The organism is Mucilaginibacter straminoryzae, assembly GCF_022953055.1.
Taxonomy (GTDB): Bacteria; Bacteroidota; Bacteroidia; order Sphingobacteriales; family Sphingobacteriaceae; genus Mucilaginibacter; species Mucilaginibacter straminoryzae.
Genome location: NZ_JALJEJ010000004.1, coordinates 303,005 through 320,798 on the forward strand (window position 1 = coordinate 303,005; position 17,794 = coordinate 320,798).

Sequence of the window (17,794 nt, forward strand, 5' to 3'; positions counted from 1 at the left end):
TTTTTAACTAACAACAAATTACAAAATGGTTAAATAAATCGCGAAACATCAAGTGTTGTTTTAAATTATATTTGAGGCATGGAATTTCAGGATCAAGAGGACTATAATAACCAGCAGGAAGATAATTACGTAGAGATCTACTCCCGCCGGGCGATATTTTGGTTCAGTTTAATATTCACACCCATTTTCGGGGGTATTATGATGATGCTCAACCTCCGCTGGAGCGGTTATAAAACCCCGGCCTGGATAGTTTTACTTTTTTCGTTTGCTTACTATCTTTTAGAAAATCTGCTTTTAAAAAGCTATCTGCCATCGGTAGTTGATTTTCAGAAGGTAACACCACAAAATGCTACCACTTTGTTAGGTATTATGCTGGCTGCTAACCTCATAGGCGCACTTGTGCTGATATTTTACTTTTACCGGAAGTACTTTCCAGAGAAGGATTACTATCCGCGCAGTATTGCAGGCCCGCTGCTGGTGGCGTTTTTGTTATTTATCTTACAACTGTTTTTAGTTGGCGGCGCAGGCCGTTAATTATCAGGTAGTGTTTCTGCCTAAAAAGTATTTACTTTGCCAAAATTTAGATCATGTATACCCAAATCAAACAATTAATTGAAGAAGCTTGGGAAGACCGCTCCCTTTTAAGCGAAAGCGATTATATTAATGCCATTGAAACCATTATAGAACGTCTTGACCGTGGCGAAATGCGCGTTGCAGAATGTATTGCGGGCCGCTGGCACGTAAACGACTGGATCAAGAAAGCGGTGATCCTGTATTTCCCGATCATGAAAATGGAGGAGATCAAGGTTGGTCCTTTCGTATTTCATGACAAGATGAAACTGAAAACCGATTACAAGAAAGCCGGCGTTCGTGTTGTTCCGCATGGTATTGCCCGTTACGGCGCATACCTGGCCAAAGGCGTGATCATGATGCCGTCTTACGTGAACATAGGCGCTTATGTAGACGAAGGTACCATGGTGGATACCTGGGCTACGGTAGGTTCATGCGCGCAAGTGGGTAAAAACTGTCACTTGAGCGGCGGTGTTGGCATCGGCGGTGTGTTAGAGCCGGTACAAGCAGCACCTGTAATTATTGAGGATAATTGCTTCCTGGGTTCTCGCGCCATCGTGGTAGAAGGGGTAAAAGTAGAGCATGAAGCCGTTTTAGGTGCCAATGTGGTATTAACTGCTTCTACGAAAATCATCGACGTAACCGGACCGGAGCCTGTTGAATACAAAGGCGTTGTACCTGCACGTTCGGTAGTGATCCCTGGTTCATATACTAAGAAATTTGCTGCCGGTGAATACCAGGTGCCTTGTGCGCTTATCATCGGTAAACGTAAAGAATCAACCGACAAAAAAACCTCCCTTAACGATGCGTTAAGAGACAATAATGTTGCGGTATAAGCTGGTTACTGGTTAATAAGTTATTGGTTATTAATGAATTCTTTTGAGGAGTTAGAAGTATGGAAAGTAGCACGCTTATTCAGAAATAACGTTTACTTAACTGCCTCTAAATTTTACCACCGAAGAAAAGTACCGATTGACAGATCAGTTAATCCGTTCTTCCAGAAGCATTACAGCTAATATTGCAGAGGGCTTTGGAAGGTTTCATTATCAGGAAAATATACAGTTCTGCCGAACTGCCCGAGGGTCTCTTCGTGAGACCCTCGATCATTTAATTTGTGCCGTGGATTGCAATTATATTAGCGATACAGAATTAGCACAATTAAAGTTACAGTACGAGCAATGTCTGAAGTTATTGAACGGATATATCAGCTATCTAAAAAAGGCAAAGGAACACCAATAACTAAATAACTTATTAACTCAATAACCAAAGTATTTGATGAACATTGGCTTTGATGCAAAACGTGCTTTTCTAAATCGTACCGGCCTGGGCAACTACAGCCGCTGGCTCATCCATAGCCTTGTCGAATACTTCCCGGATAATGATTACTTTCTTTATACCCCGAAGCAAAGTAAAGCTATTACCTTTCCTGCTGAAACCCGTATTAACGTAATAACCCGGCTGCCTAACGCTTCGCTTTTCAAACCCGCCTGGCGAACCCGGTATATCCTAAGCGACTTAAAACGCGACCGCATAGACCTTTACCACGGTTTAAGCCACGAATTACCGTTTGGAATTAAAAAAAGCGGTATCAAATCTGTCGTTACCATTCACGATCTCATCGTATTAAAATATCCACAGTACTTTAAAGCGGTAGATCGCCTCATCTACAAAGCAAAGCTGAAATACGCCTGTAAAGCTGCCAATGCCATTGTAGCCATGAGCGAACAAACCAAAGGCGATCTCAATGAGTTGCTGAACGTTCCTCTTGACAAGATAAGCGTAATTTACCAGGGATGCGATGAGGCTTTCAAAAAACGCCCGGATGACGCTCGGTTGAATGAGGTGCGGTTAAAATATCAATTACCCGATCAGTACCTGCTTAACGTGGGCACTATCGAAACCCGGAAAAACCTTCAGCTACTGATCGAAGCCTTGCCTTTTATCCCTGAAATTAAACTGGTGGTGGTAGGCAAGCCAACCGGCTATCTGGAACTGATCAAAAAACAGATAAGGGAGTTAAATTTAACTGATCGCATTCTGTTCCTGCACCAGGTACCTTTTGAAGATTTGCCTGCGATCTATCACCTGGCTAAGTGCTTTATTTATCCTTCGCGTTACGAGGGTTTTGGTATCCCCATTTTAGAAGCTTTGAGTTCCGGTGTGCCCGTAGTAGCCGCAACAGGTTCCTGCCTGGAAGAAGCAGGCGGTCCGGATAGCTTATATGTAAATCCGGATGACCACCGGGCTTTAGCCGTTGCCGTTAACCGCATATTGGCTGATGAAAAGCTTGCCAACAGCATGATTAGCCGGGGATTAAGTTTTTCCGCTAACTTTGCCCCTGATTTACTGGCTAAACAATATATTTCCCTTTATCAACAGATTACCAGACATGCTTAAAGAAGAAGTTGCCAAAGCGCTTAAAGTGATACAAGAAGGCGGTATTATCCTTTACCCTACCGACACGGTATGGGGTATCGGCTGCGACGCAACAAACACCGAAGCTATAAAGAAAATATTTAGTTTGAAACAGCGCGATGAGGCCAAAAGCATGATCGTGCTGATTGAAACAGTCAATAAATTAGAAAGCTATATACGGGAAGTGCCAGAGATTGCTTTCGACCTGATCGAATACGCTGAAAACCCATTGACGCTGATCATGCCGGGGGCAAAGAATATCTCACCTGCTGTAATCGCCGCGGACGGTAGCGTGGGCATAAGGGTGGTGAAAAATGCCTTCTGTGAACAGCTGATCCAACGTTTACGCAAACCCCTGGTTTCTACATCGGCTAATATCAGCGGGCAGCCTACGCCGCAAACGTTTGCCGAGATTTCGCCGGAGATTTTAGAGGGCGTGGATTACGTGGTTGACCTGGAACAAAACAATACCACGCCTAAAAAACCGTCGACTATCATGCGCCTGGAGCCTTCCGGAAAGTTCGAATTTATCCGGCGTTGATTTAGGTTTCCTATACCTGAATCATTATCCGTAAATTTGCGGTTTCGGCAAAGGAACTATTCATGAAAGCGCACCTGAAACACCCTGTATTTTCTATTATTTCTAAACTTGCAGGCGAACAGCAGGTACAGGCATTTGCTATTGGCGGTTTCGTGCGCGATATTTTCCTGCACCGCCCTTCAAAAGATATTGATATCGTGATTTTGGGTAATGGTATTGCTTTTGCCGAAACCGTTGCTAAAAAACTAAAAGTAAAACTTTCGGTGTTCAAGAATTTCGGCACGGCCATGCTGAAATACCGGGATGTAGAAGTGGAATTCGTAGGTGCCCGAAAAGAATCGTACCGGGCAGATTCCCGTAAACCCATCGTGGAAAACGGCACACTGGATGACGATCAGAAACGCCGCGACTTTACCATCAATGCGCTGGCCATCGCTTTGCATCCCGATCAGTTTGGCGAACTGATCGATCCGTTTGAGGGCATGAAAGATCTGAAGCGGCAACTGATCCGTACGCCCCTGAATCCCTTAGAAACCTTTTCGGACGATCCCCTGCGGATGATGCGAGCGGTAAGATTCGCTTCGCAACTTGGTTTTACTATTGCAGATGATGCCTTTGATGCCATTAAACAGCAAAAGGAGCGTATCAAAATCGTTTCACAGGAACGCATCACAGATGAACTTAATAAGATCATCTTATCGCCCAAACCATCTATTGGGTTCGAATATATGTTTGATACGGGCTTGCTGCATCTCATTTTCCCGCAGATGACAGCCTTATACGGCGTGGAATATATCAATGGAAAAGGCCATAAAGACAATTTCTATCACACGCTGCAAGTGCTGGACAACATCTGCATGGACACCACCGACCTCTGGATTCGCTGGGCTGCCATTCTGCATGACATTGCCAAACCTGCCACCAAGCGCTTCGAACATGGCCACGGCTGGACATTTCACGGGCATGAAGACCGCGGCGCACGTATGGTACCAAAAATATTTGCGCAACTGAAGCTGCCGCTGAATGAGCATATGAAGTTTGTACAAAAATTAGTGCAACTGCATTTGCGCCCCATCGTGCTGGCCCAGGAAACCATTACAGATTCTGCAGTCCGCCGTTTACTTTTCGAGGCGGGAGACGATGTAGAAAGCCTGATGCTGCTTTGTAAAGCAGATGTTACAACCAAAAATGAGTACAAGGTAAAGAAGTACCGGCAGAATTTTGAATTAGTGCAGCAAAAGCTGAAAGATGTTGAAGAGCGCGATAAAATACGTAACTGGCAGCCCCCAGTAACGGGAAATGACATTATGCAACTGTTTGGCCTTAAGGAAGGTCGCGAGGTGGGGATTATTAAAAATCAGATCCGCGAAGCGATACTCGAGGGCGAAATACCTAACACCCGCGAGGCCGCATTAACCTTTACCATTAGCAAAGGCGAAGAAATTGGCTTAAAAGTTGTAGCAAACACAAATTGAATTAAAATATTATTTTTGGCGAAAAATCTACTAACCACAAAATGGCTATTTACAGATTCAGGGTTACCTTTGAAGATTATGACGAAGTAATAAGGGAGATCGACGTTAAGTCTAACCAGACTTTTGCTGATCTGCACCAGGCAATACATAAATCAACCGGCTACAACCCTGATTATTCTTCCTCGTTTTACGTCAGTAACGACCAATGGACCAAAGGCGAAGAAATTGCCTATAAACCCTCCCAACGTAAAATAGACCGTGGTGTAGCGCTAATGGAGAACGCAAAGCTGAGTAGCTTTATTGATGATCCGCACCAAAAATTCTACTATACCTTTAATTTCGACCGCCCGTTTGACTTTCATGTGGAGCTGGTTAAAATATTAGCCGACGCGCCTGGGACAGAATATCCTGTGGTAGTAAGAAGTGTTGGCGAAGCGCCAAAGCAGTTTGGCAACGCCTTCAACCCAACGGTCTTACCGCCGACAAGCGAAGAGTTCGACTTCCTGAACGAAATGGAATATACCCCTGAAGATACCAGCGACTTTTCTGAAGTGAAGGATGATATGGACGAAGGCGAAGAGCATGGCCAGGAAGATGAGCAGGAGGAAGAAGACGAATTCGGCGATGAATTTTCAGATAATGAAAACTTTGGCGATGACGAATTTGGCGGTGGCAGACGCGGAAACCACGACGATTACTAGCGCCGGATAAAGGCATCGTTATTATCCTGCTATGGATAAAACCAAAACATTGCTTGTTGTTGCCGGCCCTACAGCCGTAGGAAAAACTGCGGCTGCAATTGAACTGGCCCGCTATTTTCAAACAGAGATCATTTCGGCTGATTCCCGACAGTTCTATAAAGAAATGTCTATTGGTACGGCTAAACCCTCTCTGGAAGAACTCGCTGCAGCAAAGCATCATTTTATTGGCTCGCATAGCATTACTGAAACTTTTACCGTTGGCGATTTTGAACAGGATGCGTTAAAGGTAATCGAGCGGCTATTTGAAAATCATAACGTCGTGATCATGGCAGGTGGATCAGGGTTGTATGTCAGGGCTGTTTGTGAGGGGTTCGACGAGTTGCCATCCGCACCGCCTGAAGTAAGGGAAAATCTTAACCGGCAACTCCAGGAAAAAGGCATTACTTCCTTACAGGAAGATTTAGCAAAAGCAGATCCGGTTTACTTCCGTGAAGTCGACCTGAACAATCCCCAGCGTTTGATACGGGCATTGGAGGTGTATCAAAGTACCGGAAAACCTTTTTCATCCTACCGTAAGGAAAAGAAGCATACAAGGCCATTTCATATCGTGAAGATCGGTCTGACAATGCCACGTGAGCAACTTTACGACCGTATTAATCAAAGAGTAGAACTGATGATGGAGGATGGGCTGCTGGAAGAAGTGAAAGCCCTGCTACCCTATCGGCATTTGAACGCCCTACAAACCGTAGGCTACACCGAATTATTTGACTACCTGGATGGTAAAACAGATTTGCATACAGCTGTAGAACTGATTAAACAACATACCAGGCAGTTTGCCAAAAGGCAGCTAACCTGGTTCAATAAAGATAAGGAGATCAGCTGGACTAATCCCCTTACCGATAATGTTGTAGCGTTGGCAGAAAAACTGATTAATCTTGCAGATTCATCAGGTACTGGCCATACCCGCTTTTAATATATTTTGCAGCCACTTCGTTTAGTTGCTCACGGGTGATGAACCCCCTGCGGTAAGCAACTTCTTCAATACAGCCAATCTTAGTAGCCTGTCTTTTTTCAATTACACGCACAAACTCCGTAGCATCGCTTAATGAATCAAATGTACCGGTATCCAACCAGGCTGTTCCCCTATCCATTACACCTACATGTAGGTTCCCTTGTGACAAATAGTACTTGTTGACGTCTGTAATCTCATACTCTCCCCGTGGAGAGGGTTGGATGTTACGCGCAATCTCGATCACAGAATTATCGTAAAAGTACAAACCGGGCACCGCGTAATTAGATTTAGGTTGCGTAGGCTTCTCTTCTATCGACAACGCAGTGAAAGATTTATCAAACTCCACCACGCCATAACGTTCAGGGTCTGCTACCTGGTAAGCAAAAATAGCGGCACCGTCCACATCATTAAAACTACGGATCAATTCGCCAAACCCGGATCCGTAGAAGATATTGTCCCCTAAGATCAAAGCAGCTTTATCATCACCAATAAAATCAGCGCCGATCACAAAAGCTTGCGCAAGACCATTAGGCTTCTCCTGAACAGCGTACTCAAAACGGCAACCTAATTCAGCACCGTCGCCTAAAAGACGCTTAAAACCTGCATTATCTTCAGGGGTGGTAATGATCAATATCTCGCGGATGTCCGCCATCATCAAAACAGATAGCGGGTAGTAGATCATGGGCTTATCATAGATTGGCATTAACTGCTTACTGATCGCCCTGGTAATAGGATATAAGCGGGTTCCGGACCCACCGGCTAATATAATTCCTTTCATTATTTCAATGCATTAATACAAGCTATTAAACTATCCCTCCAATACGGAATCTCGAGCTTGAAAGTTGACTTTATTTTAGATTTGTCCATTACAGAAAAAGCCGGTCTGATGGCTTTGGTGATGTACTCGCTACTTTTGATCGGGTTAACTTTGATGTTAACTTCGGCAATATCAAATATACCTTTTGCAAAATCAAACCAGGAAGTTACCCCCTCGTTACTGTAGTGATAAATACCATACTGATGTTCATCGTGCTGGATTACGTTTAAAATTGCTGCTGCCAGATCAATAGCGTAAGTTGGCGTGCCCACCTGGTCGGCAATGACGTTCAACTCAGTTCGTTCAGCGCCAAGCTTCAGCATGGTTTTCACAAAATTGTTCCCAAATTCAGAATATAGCCAGCTGGTACGCAAAATATAATGCTTTTCCCATTCTGCTGTTATAGCCTGCTCGCCTTCCAGCTTGGTCAATCCGTACACGTTTACAGGGGTGGCAATGTCTTCTTCGGCCAGTAATTTCGGCACATTGCCGTCAAAAACAAAATCTGTAGATACGTGGACCAGCGTACAATCATAATTCCTGCAAAGTTTCGCCAGGTTTGCAGCGCCATCGCGGTTCACCTGCCGTGCAAGTTCTACCTCATCTTCTGCCTTATCAACAGCGGTGTAAGCCGCACAATTAATGGCATACTTTGGTTGGTACTTTTCAAACAATTGCTTTAGCCCTTCCTCATTCAGAATATTTGCATCCTTTTCCGTCGGAAATTCTATTTCGGAAAAATTTACCCGGTCTGCTACAGTTTTCAGGCAATGGCCTAACTGCCCTGAGCCTCCGAATACCAGAATCTTACCCATTTAGTTGTAGTATGTTTTTATAGTTCTATGATGGTCATTTTTGATGTTTGCCTCGCTGCTTAATATTCATCGTCCACAGAAAGCGAATCTGAAAAGCACTTACCAGGCAGCATCGGCATTAGATAAGCACTATGCGAATTATCAATGTCGAATTTATAAATAAAATTTCGCACTTGTAGTATTCGTCTCCCTAAGGCATTTATAATCGAATTTTAATATACTTTTTTGTATAAAGAACATTACTTTAGTAAGTCGAAACTTTTACGCATCACTACTCAATAGGGGCTTAATTACATTGTTAACGCTTGTGAATGACTTATGCGTAAGCTAAATATCCTTTTTTTATTTCTTCTCCTGCCAATAATTTGCTGTGCCCAAAACATGCAGGACACAAAAAAATACGGTTTTACTTTTTCGTTGTCGGCCCCGGCTTCAACCAGTGCCGGAGTTTTTGCTGAGGACGGCACCTTGCTAAAAACCTTATGGAGCGGTGTAAAGTACACTTCCGGACCGCATAAAGAAACCTGGGATGGTATGACAGACGATGGGAAAATAGCCCCTAAGGGGACATACACAGTGCGTGTTCTCAGTAATAACGTAGCCTATCAATGGGAAGGGGTTGTCGGCAATACTTCGGACTCCTTGTCCGGCCCACGTGTTCACCATGCTGACGAACATGTGATCGGCATCACCATATCTGGTAGCGATGCCTATTATGTTACCGGTTACAACGAACAAAGTCCGGCTACGTTCAGGTTTAAAACCAATGATCCGCAGCGTAAGTTCAGCGTTTTAGGGAAAGGTATTTATGCCGCGTGTGTTGCTACAGACGGGCAACATGTATTTTGGGGCGGTGCTGACGCCAATATTCCCGCAAATTCTTTTGTTTATGCAACTGCAAATTCAGATGATTCTGAAACCGACTTTGAAGCCGGAAAATTTGTAAAAACAAAATTCGCCAGAAGTTACAAGAGCGCCATTGACGTCTATACGGATATAAATGCTAAAATTACCGGTATGGCCGTACAACAAAATGGGCCTTATCTTTTTGTTGCACATGGTAACATGAATAAAATTGACGTGCTGGATAAGACCAGGGGAACACTGATCGGGTCTGTATCCATTAATTCCCCCAAAGCCTTAACCACAGATCTGGAAAACAATCTTTGGTTGATTGCAACTGTTGATCAGAAGGCTGTAGTTGAAAAATTAAAGATTAAAAGTAATGGTGATTTGTCGAAACCGCTGCTTACCCTTTCAAATTTGGTTCAGCCACTAGCCCTAGGCTTAGCGCCCGATCAACAGACCGTTGCAGTTATTGATGGCGATAACAGCCAGCAAGTTAAGGCTTTTGATACTAAAACCGGGGCTGCCAAATGGACGATGGGTATAGCAGGCGGATATAAAGATAATCCTGATGTTAGGGATGATAAATTTTATTTCAATGATATGCGCGGGTTGTTTGGAGCCTGCATAGCCTTTCAACCCGACGGTTCATTCTGGCTTAATGATGTTGGCAACTGTCGTTTGCTTCATTTTTCAGCGGACCGAAAAGTAATCGGCAAAGTTATGTTTCTGACGTACTCTTACAGCATGGGCGTTGACGATAACAACCCCCAGCGGCTTTTCTCAGACTTCCTTGAATTTAAGATAGACTACAGCAAACCGTTAAACCCCAACAACGGATCATGGACTTTAGTAAAAAACTGGGGGTTCAATATTCCGAAAGAAACAGACAATAAATACCTACGACTTAAAGACGTGACTACCCTGAGTAATGGCCACACCTTCGCCACTCTATTAAATCCTCAGCTAAAGAAAAAGTTTCTGGCAGAATTGCCTGATCATGGCCCTTTAAGATTTACCAGTATTACTTTCGACATGAATTTACAGCTATATCCCGATGGTTCCCTAAGAGGGCGTGGCCCAATAATAATGGGAAAGCCTGTAATATGGACATCACGTGCTTTGACCGGATTTAACGCAGAAAACGCCCCGGTCTGGGGAACTGAGAAGGTACTGGCAACACTACCAGCAGCTGAACCAACCGACCCGATGGAGAACCTGGATCTGACAACTTATCGTGCTGCCGACATTACCTCGTCTAACATACTCATCCAGTTCAATCGTAGTCGCTTTACCGCGAATAATATTCTGAACTGGCACCTTGGCGGTATACGTATAGGTGATAGCAAGTGGTTATGGCGCACAGCTAAAGGGACATCGCCGGACTATAAAGGCCCCTACCCCCCAGACGGTAGCTTTGATAACCGGCGGGTAAACTATGCAGGCAGTACAGACCTGGTAATGGGTAGAAACGTTTTTTGGGGCTATTATGGCGAAGGGTGGGGTAATGGTGAAGTGAACAAATGGAACCACGTTTACGACGACGGATTATTTATCGGCCAGTTCGGCACCACTACAGACTGGCATGCAGAAGCGCAGCCTATGATGGCCGGAAATGCTTTTGCAGCCAAAATTGTTAAAGACAAATTTGGGCACGTATATATTTATCACAATGATGAAAGCTTCCACAGCGGTGTACATCGTTGGCGAATTACCGGCCTGAACACCATAAAAGAACAGGAATTTACAATAAAGGTTAAATAGGAAACTATTGAGCAAAAAAATACCCCCAAATGGCCGTTAGCTGTTTGGGGGCGGTTTTATGAAAATCTTAATTATTTATTAAAATAAGTAAAATCTTTGTGTTTGATCTCGTGTTCTGGCAGCGACTTAAAGTATTCGTAAGTGATCTTCAGACCTTCGCTACGTGATACTTTAGGCTCCCAGCCTAATATTTCTTTAGCCTTTGTGATATCCGGTCTTCTTTGTTTCGGATCGTCAGTAGGCAGTGGTTTACTGATCAGTTCCTGATTAGTACCTGTCAATTTGATGATTTCTTCACCAAACTCTTTAATGGTAATTTCATCAGGGTTACCAATATTCATCGGTTGCGCGTAATCGCTGAATAGCAAACGGTAGATCCCCTCGATCAAGTCATCCACGTAGCAGAAAGAACGGGTTTGAGAACCATCTCCAAACATGGTAAGCGGTTCGCCGCGTAGAGCCTGGCCGATGAAGGCAGGTAATACCCGTCCGTCATTCAGTCGCATACGAGGGCCGTAAGTGTTGAAGATACGAACAATACGTGTTTCCAAACCGTGGAAGGTATGGTATGCCATGGTAATAGCCTCCTGGAAACGTTTTGCTTCATCGTATACACCTCTTGGGCCAACCGGGTTAACGTTCCCCCAGTACTCCTCTGGCTGCGGATTAATGTTAGGGTCGCCATATACTTCAGAAGTAGAAGCGATCAGCATACGTGCACCCTTGGCTTTTGCCAAACCAAGTAAGTTGTGCGTACCTAATGAACCTACCTTAAGGGTCTGGATAGGAATTTTTAAATAATCTATCGGGCTTGCAGGTGATGCAAAGTGCAGGATATAATGCAATTCGCCTGGTACGTGTACAAACTTAGAAACATCGTGGTTATAAAATTCGAAGTTCTCCAGTTTAAACAGGTGTTCAATATTACGAAGATCACCGGTAATGAGGTTATCCATGGCAATAACATGGTAATCTTCTTTTATAAATCTATCGCATAAATGCGATCCCAGAAACCCCGCGGCTCCGGTAATTAATATACGCTTTCTTGCTTCTCCCATTGGGTCAGAGTTTTTGATGAGTGATTATTAAAACAACAGGCCTTAAAAGGCCTGTTGTTCGTTTTGTTATTTATGCTTTTTCTACTACCCTACGACCGATGCTGTTGTAGTAAAAACCACAATCTTCCATCTTATCCAGATCGTATAGATTACGGCCGTCAAAGATCACTTTGCTTTGAAGGCCGCTGGTCAGCTGGTCAAAATCAGGTGTTCTGAAAACAGACCATTCGGTAACAATCAACAAAGCATCAGCACCATCTAAAGCCTGGTAAGGATCTTCGGCATACTTAATTTTATCGCCCAAAAGATTTTTGATGTTAGGCATTGCTTCAGGGTCATAAGCAGTAATAGTTCCGCCTGCGGCAACAATCTCATCAATGATATATAGAGCCGGTGCTTCGCGGATATCGTCTGTTTCCGGTTTGAAAGCTAAGCCCCAAAGTGCAAAATGCTTACCTGCGATATCGCCGTTATAGAATTTCTTTACTTTCTGAACCAGCACTTTTTTCTGGATCTCGTTAACGCTCATTACAGAGTTCAAGATTTGGAAATCGTACTGATTTTCTTCAGCAGATTTGGCCAGAGCCTGTACGTCTTTAGGGAAACAGCTACCACCGTAACCGATACCTGCGAATAAGAAACGTTTCCCGATACGCTCATCAGCACCAATACCACGACGAACCATGTCCACATCAGCACCCACCAACTCGCACATATTAGCAATCTCATTCATGAAAGAGATTTTAGTAGCCAGAAAAGAGTTGGCTGCGTATTTGGTTAACTCAGAAGAACGCTCATCCATGAAGATCACCGGGTTACCTTGGCGAACATAAGGTGCATAAAGCTCACCCATTAATTTACGCGCACGTTCGTCAGTAGTGCCAACAACCACGCGGTCCGGTTTCATAAAGTCTTCTACGGCTACCCCTTCTCTCAAGAATTCAGGGTTAGAAACCACGGCAAATTCCAGATTTGTTTCTTTGCTCATTACGGCACGTACTTTATCCGCGGTACCCACCGGAACGGTTGATTTGGTTACAATAACTTTGTACTCTTTAATAATGCCTGCAATATCTTTTGCTGCACCAAGTACATAGCTCAAATCGGCCGCACCATCACCACCCGGAGGGGTTGGCAACGCCAGGAAAATAATCTTCGCCTCTTCAATAGCCTCTGCAAGGCTTGTTGTAAAGTGCAATCTTCCCTGGTTAATGTTACGGTGAAATAATTGTTCCAGACCAGGCTCATAAATTGGAAGCTGGCCTTCCTGCATTTTTTTCACCTTTTCAACGTTGATATCAACGCAAATTACATTATTGCCTGTTTCTGCTAAACAAGTACCGGTAACCAGGCCTACGTAGCCTGTACCTACAACTGCTATTTTCATGTTTTGTTAATGTGAGCTTTTAAGTTGTGATGGGTTAACTATTTACGGGTTGTTCGTAATGTTTTAAAAAATCCTGATAAGCTAATTGTATGCCTTCTTCAAGTTCGATGGTATGTTTCCAGCCCTGGCTATGCAATTTAGATACATCCATTAACTTACGCGGCGTACCATCCGGTTTTGTGGTATCAAATTTAATCTCTCCCTCAAACCCGATTACTTTTTTAACCAGTTCTGCCAGATCTTTAATGCTGATATCCTCACCAGTACCGATGTTTACCAGGCCGGGTTCGTTATAATTCTGCATCAGATAGAAACAAGCTTCTGCCAGATCATCTGCAAAAAGAAATTCGCGTTTAGGCGTTCCGGTTCCCCAGATTGTTACATCTGCCAGGTTATTCTGCTTCGCTTCATTGAAACGGCGGATCATTGCCGGCAATACGTGCGAGTTTTGCGGATGGTAATTATCATTATAGCCATACAAGTTGGTAGGCATTACTGATATATAGTTGCATCCGTATTGATCGCGGTACGCATCGCACATTTTTATACCGGCAATCTTAGCGATTGCATAGGGTTCGTTCGTGTACTCAAGCGGGCCTGTCAGTAAATAATCTTCCTTCAATGGCTGTGGCGCCATTTTAGGATAGATACAGCTTGATCCTAAAAACATCAGCTTTTTCACGCCATTACGGTATGATGAATCGATGATGTTATTTTGAATCTGCAGGTTATCGTATAAGAATTCTGCGCGATAAGTATTATTGGCAACAATGCCCCCTACTTTCGCAGCGGCAAGAAAAACGTAATCAGGCTTTTCCTGCGCAAAAAAATCAGCAACAGCCTGCTGGTTTCGCAGATCTAACTCTGACGAAACACGGGTGATAATATTGCTATACCCCTCTTTTTGTAACTTACGACAAATAGCAGACCCCACCATTCCCCTATGGCCCGCTACGTAAATTTTGGCATGTTTTTCCATCAGGTTATTCGAATTGGTTTTTAATGACGTATCCAGATGCTTTCAGCAATTTCTCGCGTTGGAAAAGCTCAACATCTGCATGTACCATCTCGCTAACCAGGCCTTGCAGGTCATATTTTGGCTTCCAGCCTAATTTTTCCTGTGCTTTGGTCGGATCACCGATCAGCAAATCAACTTCAGTAGGGCGGAAATAAGCAGGGTCTACAGCCACTACTTCTTTGCCTATCTCTACTTGGTATTCAGGCTTGCTGCAGCTTACCACGTAACCTTTTTCATCCACGCCTTCGCCTTTAAACTCAACCACGATGCCTAATTCGGCAAAAGCCAGTCTTACAAATTCGCGTACGCGGGTAGTAACACCGGTAGCAATTACAAAGTCTTCTGCTTTCTCTTGTTGTAGGATCAGGTACATTGCTTCTACATAGTCTTTTGCATGGCCCCAATCGCGTTGTGCATCCAGATTACCCAGGAACAGGCAGCCTTGTAAGTTTAATGCAATCTTAGCGACAGCACGAGTGATTTTACGTGTCACGAAGGTTTCGCCGCGTAATGGGCTTTCGTGATTGAAAAGGATGCCGTTGCAGGCGTACATGTCATAGGCCTCGCGATAGTTGACAGTGATCCAGTAACCGTAAAGCTTAGCTACGGCATATGGTGAACGTGGATAGAACGGCGTAGTTTCTGATTGCGGAACCGCCTGTACTAACCCATAAAGTTCTGATGTTGAAGCCTGGTATATTTTGGTTTTCTGGGTAAGCCCTAACAAACGTACAGCTTCCAGGATACGTAACGTTCCGATACCATCTGCATTCGCAGTATATTCCGGTGTATCGAAACTTACCTTCACGTGGCTCATGGCCCCAAGGTTATAAATTTCGTCTGGTTGTACCTGTTGAATAATGCGGATAAGGTTGGTAGAATCGGTCAGATCACCATAATGCAGGAAAAAATTCTTGTTAGACTCGTGCGGGTCTTGGTAAAGATGGTCGATACGATCTGTATTAAACAAAGAGCTACGGCGTTTGATACCGTGTACTTCATAACCCTTTTCTAATAACAGGTCTGCCAAATAGGCGCCATCTTGTCCTGTTATCCCTGTAACTAAAGCTTTCTTCTTCATATTAAGTGTTAAACGGCTTCCAAAGCCTCTTCTATTTTTCCCTGTTGTTTAGATGATACATTTTCAATAAACCCACTGATCACCTGATCAATGTTGAGATATTTCATCGCATATTCTCTCGAATGTGCCCTTTTCCGCTCTGCATCTTCATCCGTCTTCACCATTTTAACTACCCTGGCTAATTCCATGTAGCTATCTGGTTCTATTAAATAACCCACATCATATTTTTTCACCACATCAAACAATGATGTTCCCGGGGATGAAGTGACAATACTAACACCGCCAACCGCCAATATGGTAGTTAGTTTTGAAGGCATCACCAGATCACCTGCGTTTGATTTTTGTAGTACGAGGTGAAAATCTGCCATGTTCAAAAACTCATTAAAGACGTTCTTCTCCTGAACAGGCAAAAAGGTGATACTCTTTAATCCCTTCTGGCCGGCCAGTCCTATCAGTTTTTCTTTATAAGGGCCAGAACCGCAAATTACAAACTTTATCTGATCATCGTCCTTAAGCTGCTCTGCAGCTAAGATAATATTTTCCAGTCCCTGCTTCTCGCCTATCGCCCCTGAGTACAAGTAAACTTTATCATTGTTTGAAAAGCCCCACTTTTGTTTCAATTGCTCTCTATTGGGTAAAGGTGAAAAAAAGTGTGTATCTGCCCAGTTAGGAAAAAAAAGCACATTTTTATCTTCTATCTTTTCCTCAATCCTTTTAATCATCCCGTCAGATATACTGCTCACAAAATCGGCTCGTCGCAGAATCTTTTTTTCGATACTATATAACCGCTTGAACATCGTTTTGTTAGAAAGAATGTTCAATTCCTGAGCGGCCTCGATCTGCAGATCCTGAATATGATAAACCAGCTTGCCGCCGGTAAACTTTCTCACCATAAAACCAAGGTAGGCTAAATGGAAAGGCGGCGCGACGGTGATAATCAGATCGAACTTTTTATTAAAAATAATCAGGCGAAAGATCTGCCAGAGTTTTGATGTCCAGAAAGAAATATCCTGTATCATGCGCTGCTTACCAGTCGGATCAGAAGGCACGTAAGACGGGCAACGATAAACCGTTACAGGCAAACTCCCCTGATTCCTGATCACCTCTTTCTTGTACCATTTGCCCTTATACGGTTTCTGAATTTTCCAGTAAGGATAGTAAGGAAAGGTAGTAATCACCGTACAATGATAGCCGTTGGCAGCCATCCAGGCGATCATCTCGCCATTATACTTGCCAATACCCGTCGGTTCCGGGTAGAAATTATGACTTATTAAAAGAACCTTTTTTATTGCCATTTATTAATCACAACGGTAGTATCCAAGCGAGCATTTAAAATTAATATAAAATTACATAAGAAGTAGCTCATTTTTAATATTTTTTTGCCACTTTATTTACGATATTAATATAATCATAATTAACAATGAACCCCATAAGAGTTTAAAGGACTAATAAAATGGAGCCATTACGCTTCATTTTCCTTAATCTTACAGTAGATCTGATTAAAATATGACATTTTTAATATGGCGAAGGCCAATCCTCTTTTTCCGTCTCTAAAACCTCCAAGTAGAAAAAAACTACCCAAAAAATAAACTGGCCCTATTAAAACACTGCGCATTAATCTGTATTTTAATTTTTGCTTCCAGGTCCAGGAGTTCCGGATAGTATCATCCTGCGAAATTTTAAGATATCTTGACGCTTCCCATGAGGCATATTCAGAATGCTTTGCAACATAATGATTGATACCCCTGAAATCGCGGTGGTCAATCTTGCTTTTGATTAGACCTAAAGTTCCATTTAGGATAGGATGCTCGTGGATTTCCATATCCAGCTTACTCCATTGCTCCTCATCAATCCGTTCATACTCCCCTGCTCCGACTTTGAATAGCGCAAGCTTCTTAAGTGGATACCCTCCCCTATTTATCTTACCCATAAAGTAAATGGTATAATTAAGCCAGTAACCTACAAAGTCGTCAGTTTTAAGGGCCTCTCTTAGTTCATTCTTGAACGCTGGAGTAATATATTCGTCCGCATCAAGAAATAATACCCATTTAGTGGTGGGCGTATGTGTTCGCAAATACCAGTTGCGCTTTTTGGGAAATTTTCCGTCCCATTTAAAATCGATAACCTCAATACCAAATTGCGCTGCGATTGCTTTTGTACCGTCTGTGCTGCCCGAGTCAATCAGTACAATCTTCTTTGCGAAATCTTCTCCTATTGCCTGTAAACAACCTTTTAGATTTACTTCTTCATTCTTTACAGGAATAGCTATGGTGAGATCAAGAACAGGTAGCATA

Annotated in this window: 18 protein-coding genes; 10 read left to right on the forward strand and 8 right to left on the reverse strand. The window is 43.3% G+C overall.

Annotated elements, in window-relative coordinates; translation table 11 throughout:
- Positions 1-78: 78 nt before the first annotated feature.
- The 9 genes from MUY27_RS10860 (at position 79) to miaA (ending at position 6,675) form a co-directional block, all read left to right on the forward strand.
- Positions 79-534, forward strand: coding sequence for a hypothetical protein (locus MUY27_RS10860; protein ID WP_245130047.1), 456 nt, complete (start codon positions 79-81; stop codon positions 532-534).
- Between the two features lie 53 nt (positions 535-587).
- The gene (locus tag MUY27_RS10865) at positions 588-1,406 is read left to right on the forward strand and encodes a 2,3,4,5-tetrahydropyridine-2,6-dicarboxylate N-succinyltransferase (RefSeq protein ID WP_245130048.1); all 819 of its coding nucleotides are present in this window, start codon (positions 588-590) and stop codon (positions 1,404-1,406) included.
- A 33-nt stretch (positions 1,407-1,439) separates the two neighbouring features.
- Positions 1,440-1,586: a hypothetical protein gene (locus MUY27_RS10870; RefSeq protein WP_245130049.1), complete on the forward strand. Its 147-nt coding sequence runs from the start codon at positions 1,440-1,442 to the stop codon at positions 1,584-1,586.
- Positions 1,543-1,809, forward strand: coding sequence for a four helix bundle protein (locus MUY27_RS20710; RefSeq protein WP_420846905.1), 267 nt, complete (start codon positions 1,543-1,545; stop codon positions 1,807-1,809). The genes MUY27_RS10870 and MUY27_RS20710 overlap by 44 nt, the downstream gene beginning before the upstream one ends.
- Before the next feature lie 36 nt (positions 1,810-1,845).
- On the forward strand, positions 1,846-2,967 hold the full coding sequence (locus tag MUY27_RS10875; protein WP_245130050.1) for a glycosyltransferase family 4 protein: 1,122 nt from the start codon (positions 1,846-1,848) through the stop codon (positions 2,965-2,967).
- Positions 2,960-3,526 (forward strand): L-threonylcarbamoyladenylate synthase, encoded by a 567-nt coding sequence (locus MUY27_RS10880; protein ID WP_245130051.1) that lies wholly within the window; start codon positions 2,960-2,962, stop codon positions 3,524-3,526. Before MUY27_RS10875 ends, MUY27_RS10880 begins: the two co-directional genes overlap by 8 nt.
- Positions 3,527-3,588: 62 nt before the next feature.
- Positions 3,589-5,001 carry a CCA tRNA nucleotidyltransferase gene (locus MUY27_RS10885; RefSeq protein ID WP_245130052.1) on the forward strand — a complete coding sequence of 471 codons (1,413 nt, stop codon included), beginning with the start codon at positions 3,589-3,591 and terminating at the stop codon, positions 4,999-5,001.
- Between the two features lie 41 nt (positions 5,002-5,042).
- Complete coding sequence (locus MUY27_RS10890; RefSeq protein ID WP_245130053.1) at positions 5,043-5,702, forward strand: IS1096 element passenger TnpR family protein; 660 nt, start codon at positions 5,043-5,045, stop codon at positions 5,700-5,702.
- Between the two features lie 31 nt (positions 5,703-5,733).
- Positions 5,734-6,675, forward strand: a complete 942-nt coding sequence (gene miaA, locus MUY27_RS10895) for a tRNA (adenosine(37)-N6)-dimethylallyltransferase MiaA (RefSeq protein ID WP_245130054.1) — start codon at positions 5,734-5,736, stop codon at positions 6,673-6,675.
- Here the strand turns inward: miaA and rfbA are convergent.
- Positions 6,632-7,492 carry a glucose-1-phosphate thymidylyltransferase RfbA gene (rfbA, locus tag MUY27_RS10900; RefSeq protein WP_245130055.1) on the reverse strand — a complete coding sequence of 287 codons (861 nt, stop codon included), beginning with the start codon at positions 7,490-7,492 and terminating at the stop codon, positions 6,632-6,634. The genes miaA and rfbA overlap by 44 nt on opposite strands.
- Positions 7,492-8,346 carry a dTDP-4-dehydrorhamnose reductase gene (rfbD, locus tag MUY27_RS10905; protein ID WP_245130056.1) on the reverse strand — a complete coding sequence of 285 codons (855 nt, stop codon included), beginning with the start codon at positions 8,344-8,346 and terminating at the stop codon, positions 7,492-7,494. Before rfbD ends, rfbA begins: the two co-directional genes overlap by 1 nt.
- A 381-nt stretch (positions 8,347-8,727) precedes the next feature.
- Between rfbD and MUY27_RS10910 the strand changes: the two genes are divergently transcribed.
- On the forward strand, positions 8,728-10,956 hold the full coding sequence (locus MUY27_RS10910; RefSeq protein ID WP_245130057.1) for a FlgD immunoglobulin-like domain containing protein: 2,229 nt from the start codon (positions 8,728-8,730) through the stop codon (positions 10,954-10,956).
- Between the two features lie 71 nt (positions 10,957-11,027).
- Here MUY27_RS10910 and MUY27_RS10915 read toward each other — a convergent pair whose 3' ends face one another.
- The 6 genes from MUY27_RS10915 to MUY27_RS10940 form a co-directional block, all read right to left on the reverse strand.
- On the reverse strand, positions 11,028-12,014 hold the full coding sequence (locus MUY27_RS10915; RefSeq protein ID WP_245130058.1) for a UDP-glucuronic acid decarboxylase family protein: 987 nt from the start codon (positions 12,012-12,014) through the stop codon (positions 11,028-11,030).
- A 70-nt stretch (positions 12,015-12,084) separates the two neighbouring features.
- The gene (locus MUY27_RS10920; RefSeq protein WP_245130059.1) at positions 12,085-13,401 is read right to left on the reverse strand and encodes a UDP-glucose dehydrogenase family protein; all 1,317 of its coding nucleotides are present in this window, start codon (positions 13,399-13,401) and stop codon (positions 12,085-12,087) included.
- A 34-nt stretch (positions 13,402-13,435) separates the two neighbouring features.
- A complete protein-coding gene (fcl, locus tag MUY27_RS10925) occupies positions 13,436-14,380 on the reverse strand; it encodes a GDP-L-fucose synthase (protein ID WP_245130060.1) in 945 nt (314 codons plus the stop codon).
- Positions 14,381-14,384: 4 nt separating this feature from the next.
- Positions 14,385-15,500: a GDP-mannose 4,6-dehydratase gene (gene gmd, locus MUY27_RS10930; RefSeq protein ID WP_245130061.1), complete on the reverse strand. Its 1,116-nt coding sequence runs from the start codon at positions 15,498-15,500 to the stop codon at positions 14,385-14,387.
- 8 nt (positions 15,501-15,508) lie between these two features.
- Complete coding sequence (locus tag MUY27_RS10935; protein ID WP_245130062.1) at positions 15,509-16,795, reverse strand: WcaI family glycosyltransferase; 1,287 nt, start codon at positions 16,793-16,795, stop codon at positions 15,509-15,511.
- 167 nt (positions 16,796-16,962) lie between these two features.
- Positions 16,963-17,793 (reverse strand): glycosyltransferase family 2 protein, encoded by an 831-nt coding sequence (locus MUY27_RS10940; RefSeq protein ID WP_245130063.1) that lies wholly within the window; start codon positions 17,791-17,793, stop codon positions 16,963-16,965.
- Between the last annotated feature and the right edge of the window lies 1 nt (position 17,794).

Coding starts and splice junctions, on each gene's coding strand:
- MUY27_RS10860 (WP_245130047.1), top strand. CDS start 79: ATGGAATTTCAGGATCAAGAGGACTATAATAACCAGCAGGAAGATAAT.
- MUY27_RS10865 (WP_245130048.1), top strand. CDS start 588: ATGTATACCCAAATCAAACAATTAATTGAAGAAGCTTGGGAAGACCGC.
- MUY27_RS10870 (WP_245130049.1), top strand. CDS start 1,440: ATGAATTCTTTTGAGGAGTTAGAAGTATGGAAAGTAGCACGCTTATTC.
- MUY27_RS10875 (WP_245130050.1), top strand. CDS start 1,846: ATGAACATTGGCTTTGATGCAAAACGTGCTTTTCTAAATCGTACCGGC.
- MUY27_RS10880 (WP_245130051.1), top strand. CDS start 2,960: ATGCTTAAAGAAGAAGTTGCCAAAGCGCTTAAAGTGATACAAGAAGGC.
- MUY27_RS10885 (WP_245130052.1), top strand. CDS start 3,589: ATGAAAGCGCACCTGAAACACCCTGTATTTTCTATTATTTCTAAACTT.
- MUY27_RS10890 (WP_245130053.1), top strand. CDS start 5,043: ATGGCTATTTACAGATTCAGGGTTACCTTTGAAGATTATGACGAAGTA.
- miaA (WP_245130054.1), top strand. CDS start 5,734: ATGGATAAAACCAAAACATTGCTTGTTGTTGCCGGCCCTACAGCCGTA.
- rfbA (WP_245130055.1), bottom strand. CDS start 7,492: ATGAAAGGAATTATATTAGCCGGTGGGTCCGGAACCCGCTTATATCCT.
- rfbD (WP_245130056.1), bottom strand. CDS start 8,346: ATGGGTAAGATTCTGGTATTCGGAGGCTCAGGGCAGTTAGGCCATTGC.
- MUY27_RS10910 (WP_245130057.1), top strand. CDS start 8,728: ATGCAGGACACAAAAAAATACGGTTTTACTTTTTCGTTGTCGGCCCCG.
- MUY27_RS10915 (WP_245130058.1), bottom strand. CDS start 12,014: ATGGGAGAAGCAAGAAAGCGTATATTAATTACCGGAGCCGCGGGGTTT.
- MUY27_RS10920 (WP_245130059.1), bottom strand. CDS start 13,401: ATGAAAATAGCAGTTGTAGGTACAGGCTACGTAGGCCTGGTTACCGGT.
- fcl (WP_245130060.1), bottom strand. CDS start 14,380: ATGGAAAAACATGCCAAAATTTACGTAGCGGGCCATAGGGGAATGGTG.
- gmd (WP_245130061.1), bottom strand. CDS start 15,500: ATGAAGAAGAAAGCTTTAGTTACAGGGATAACAGGACAAGATGGCGCC.
- MUY27_RS10935 (WP_245130062.1), bottom strand. CDS start 16,795: ATGGCAATAAAAAAGGTTCTTTTAATAAGTCATAATTTCTACCCGGAA.
- MUY27_RS10940 (WP_245130063.1), bottom strand. CDS start 17,793: ATGCTACCTGTTCTTGATCTCACCATAGCTATTCCTGTAAAGAATGAA.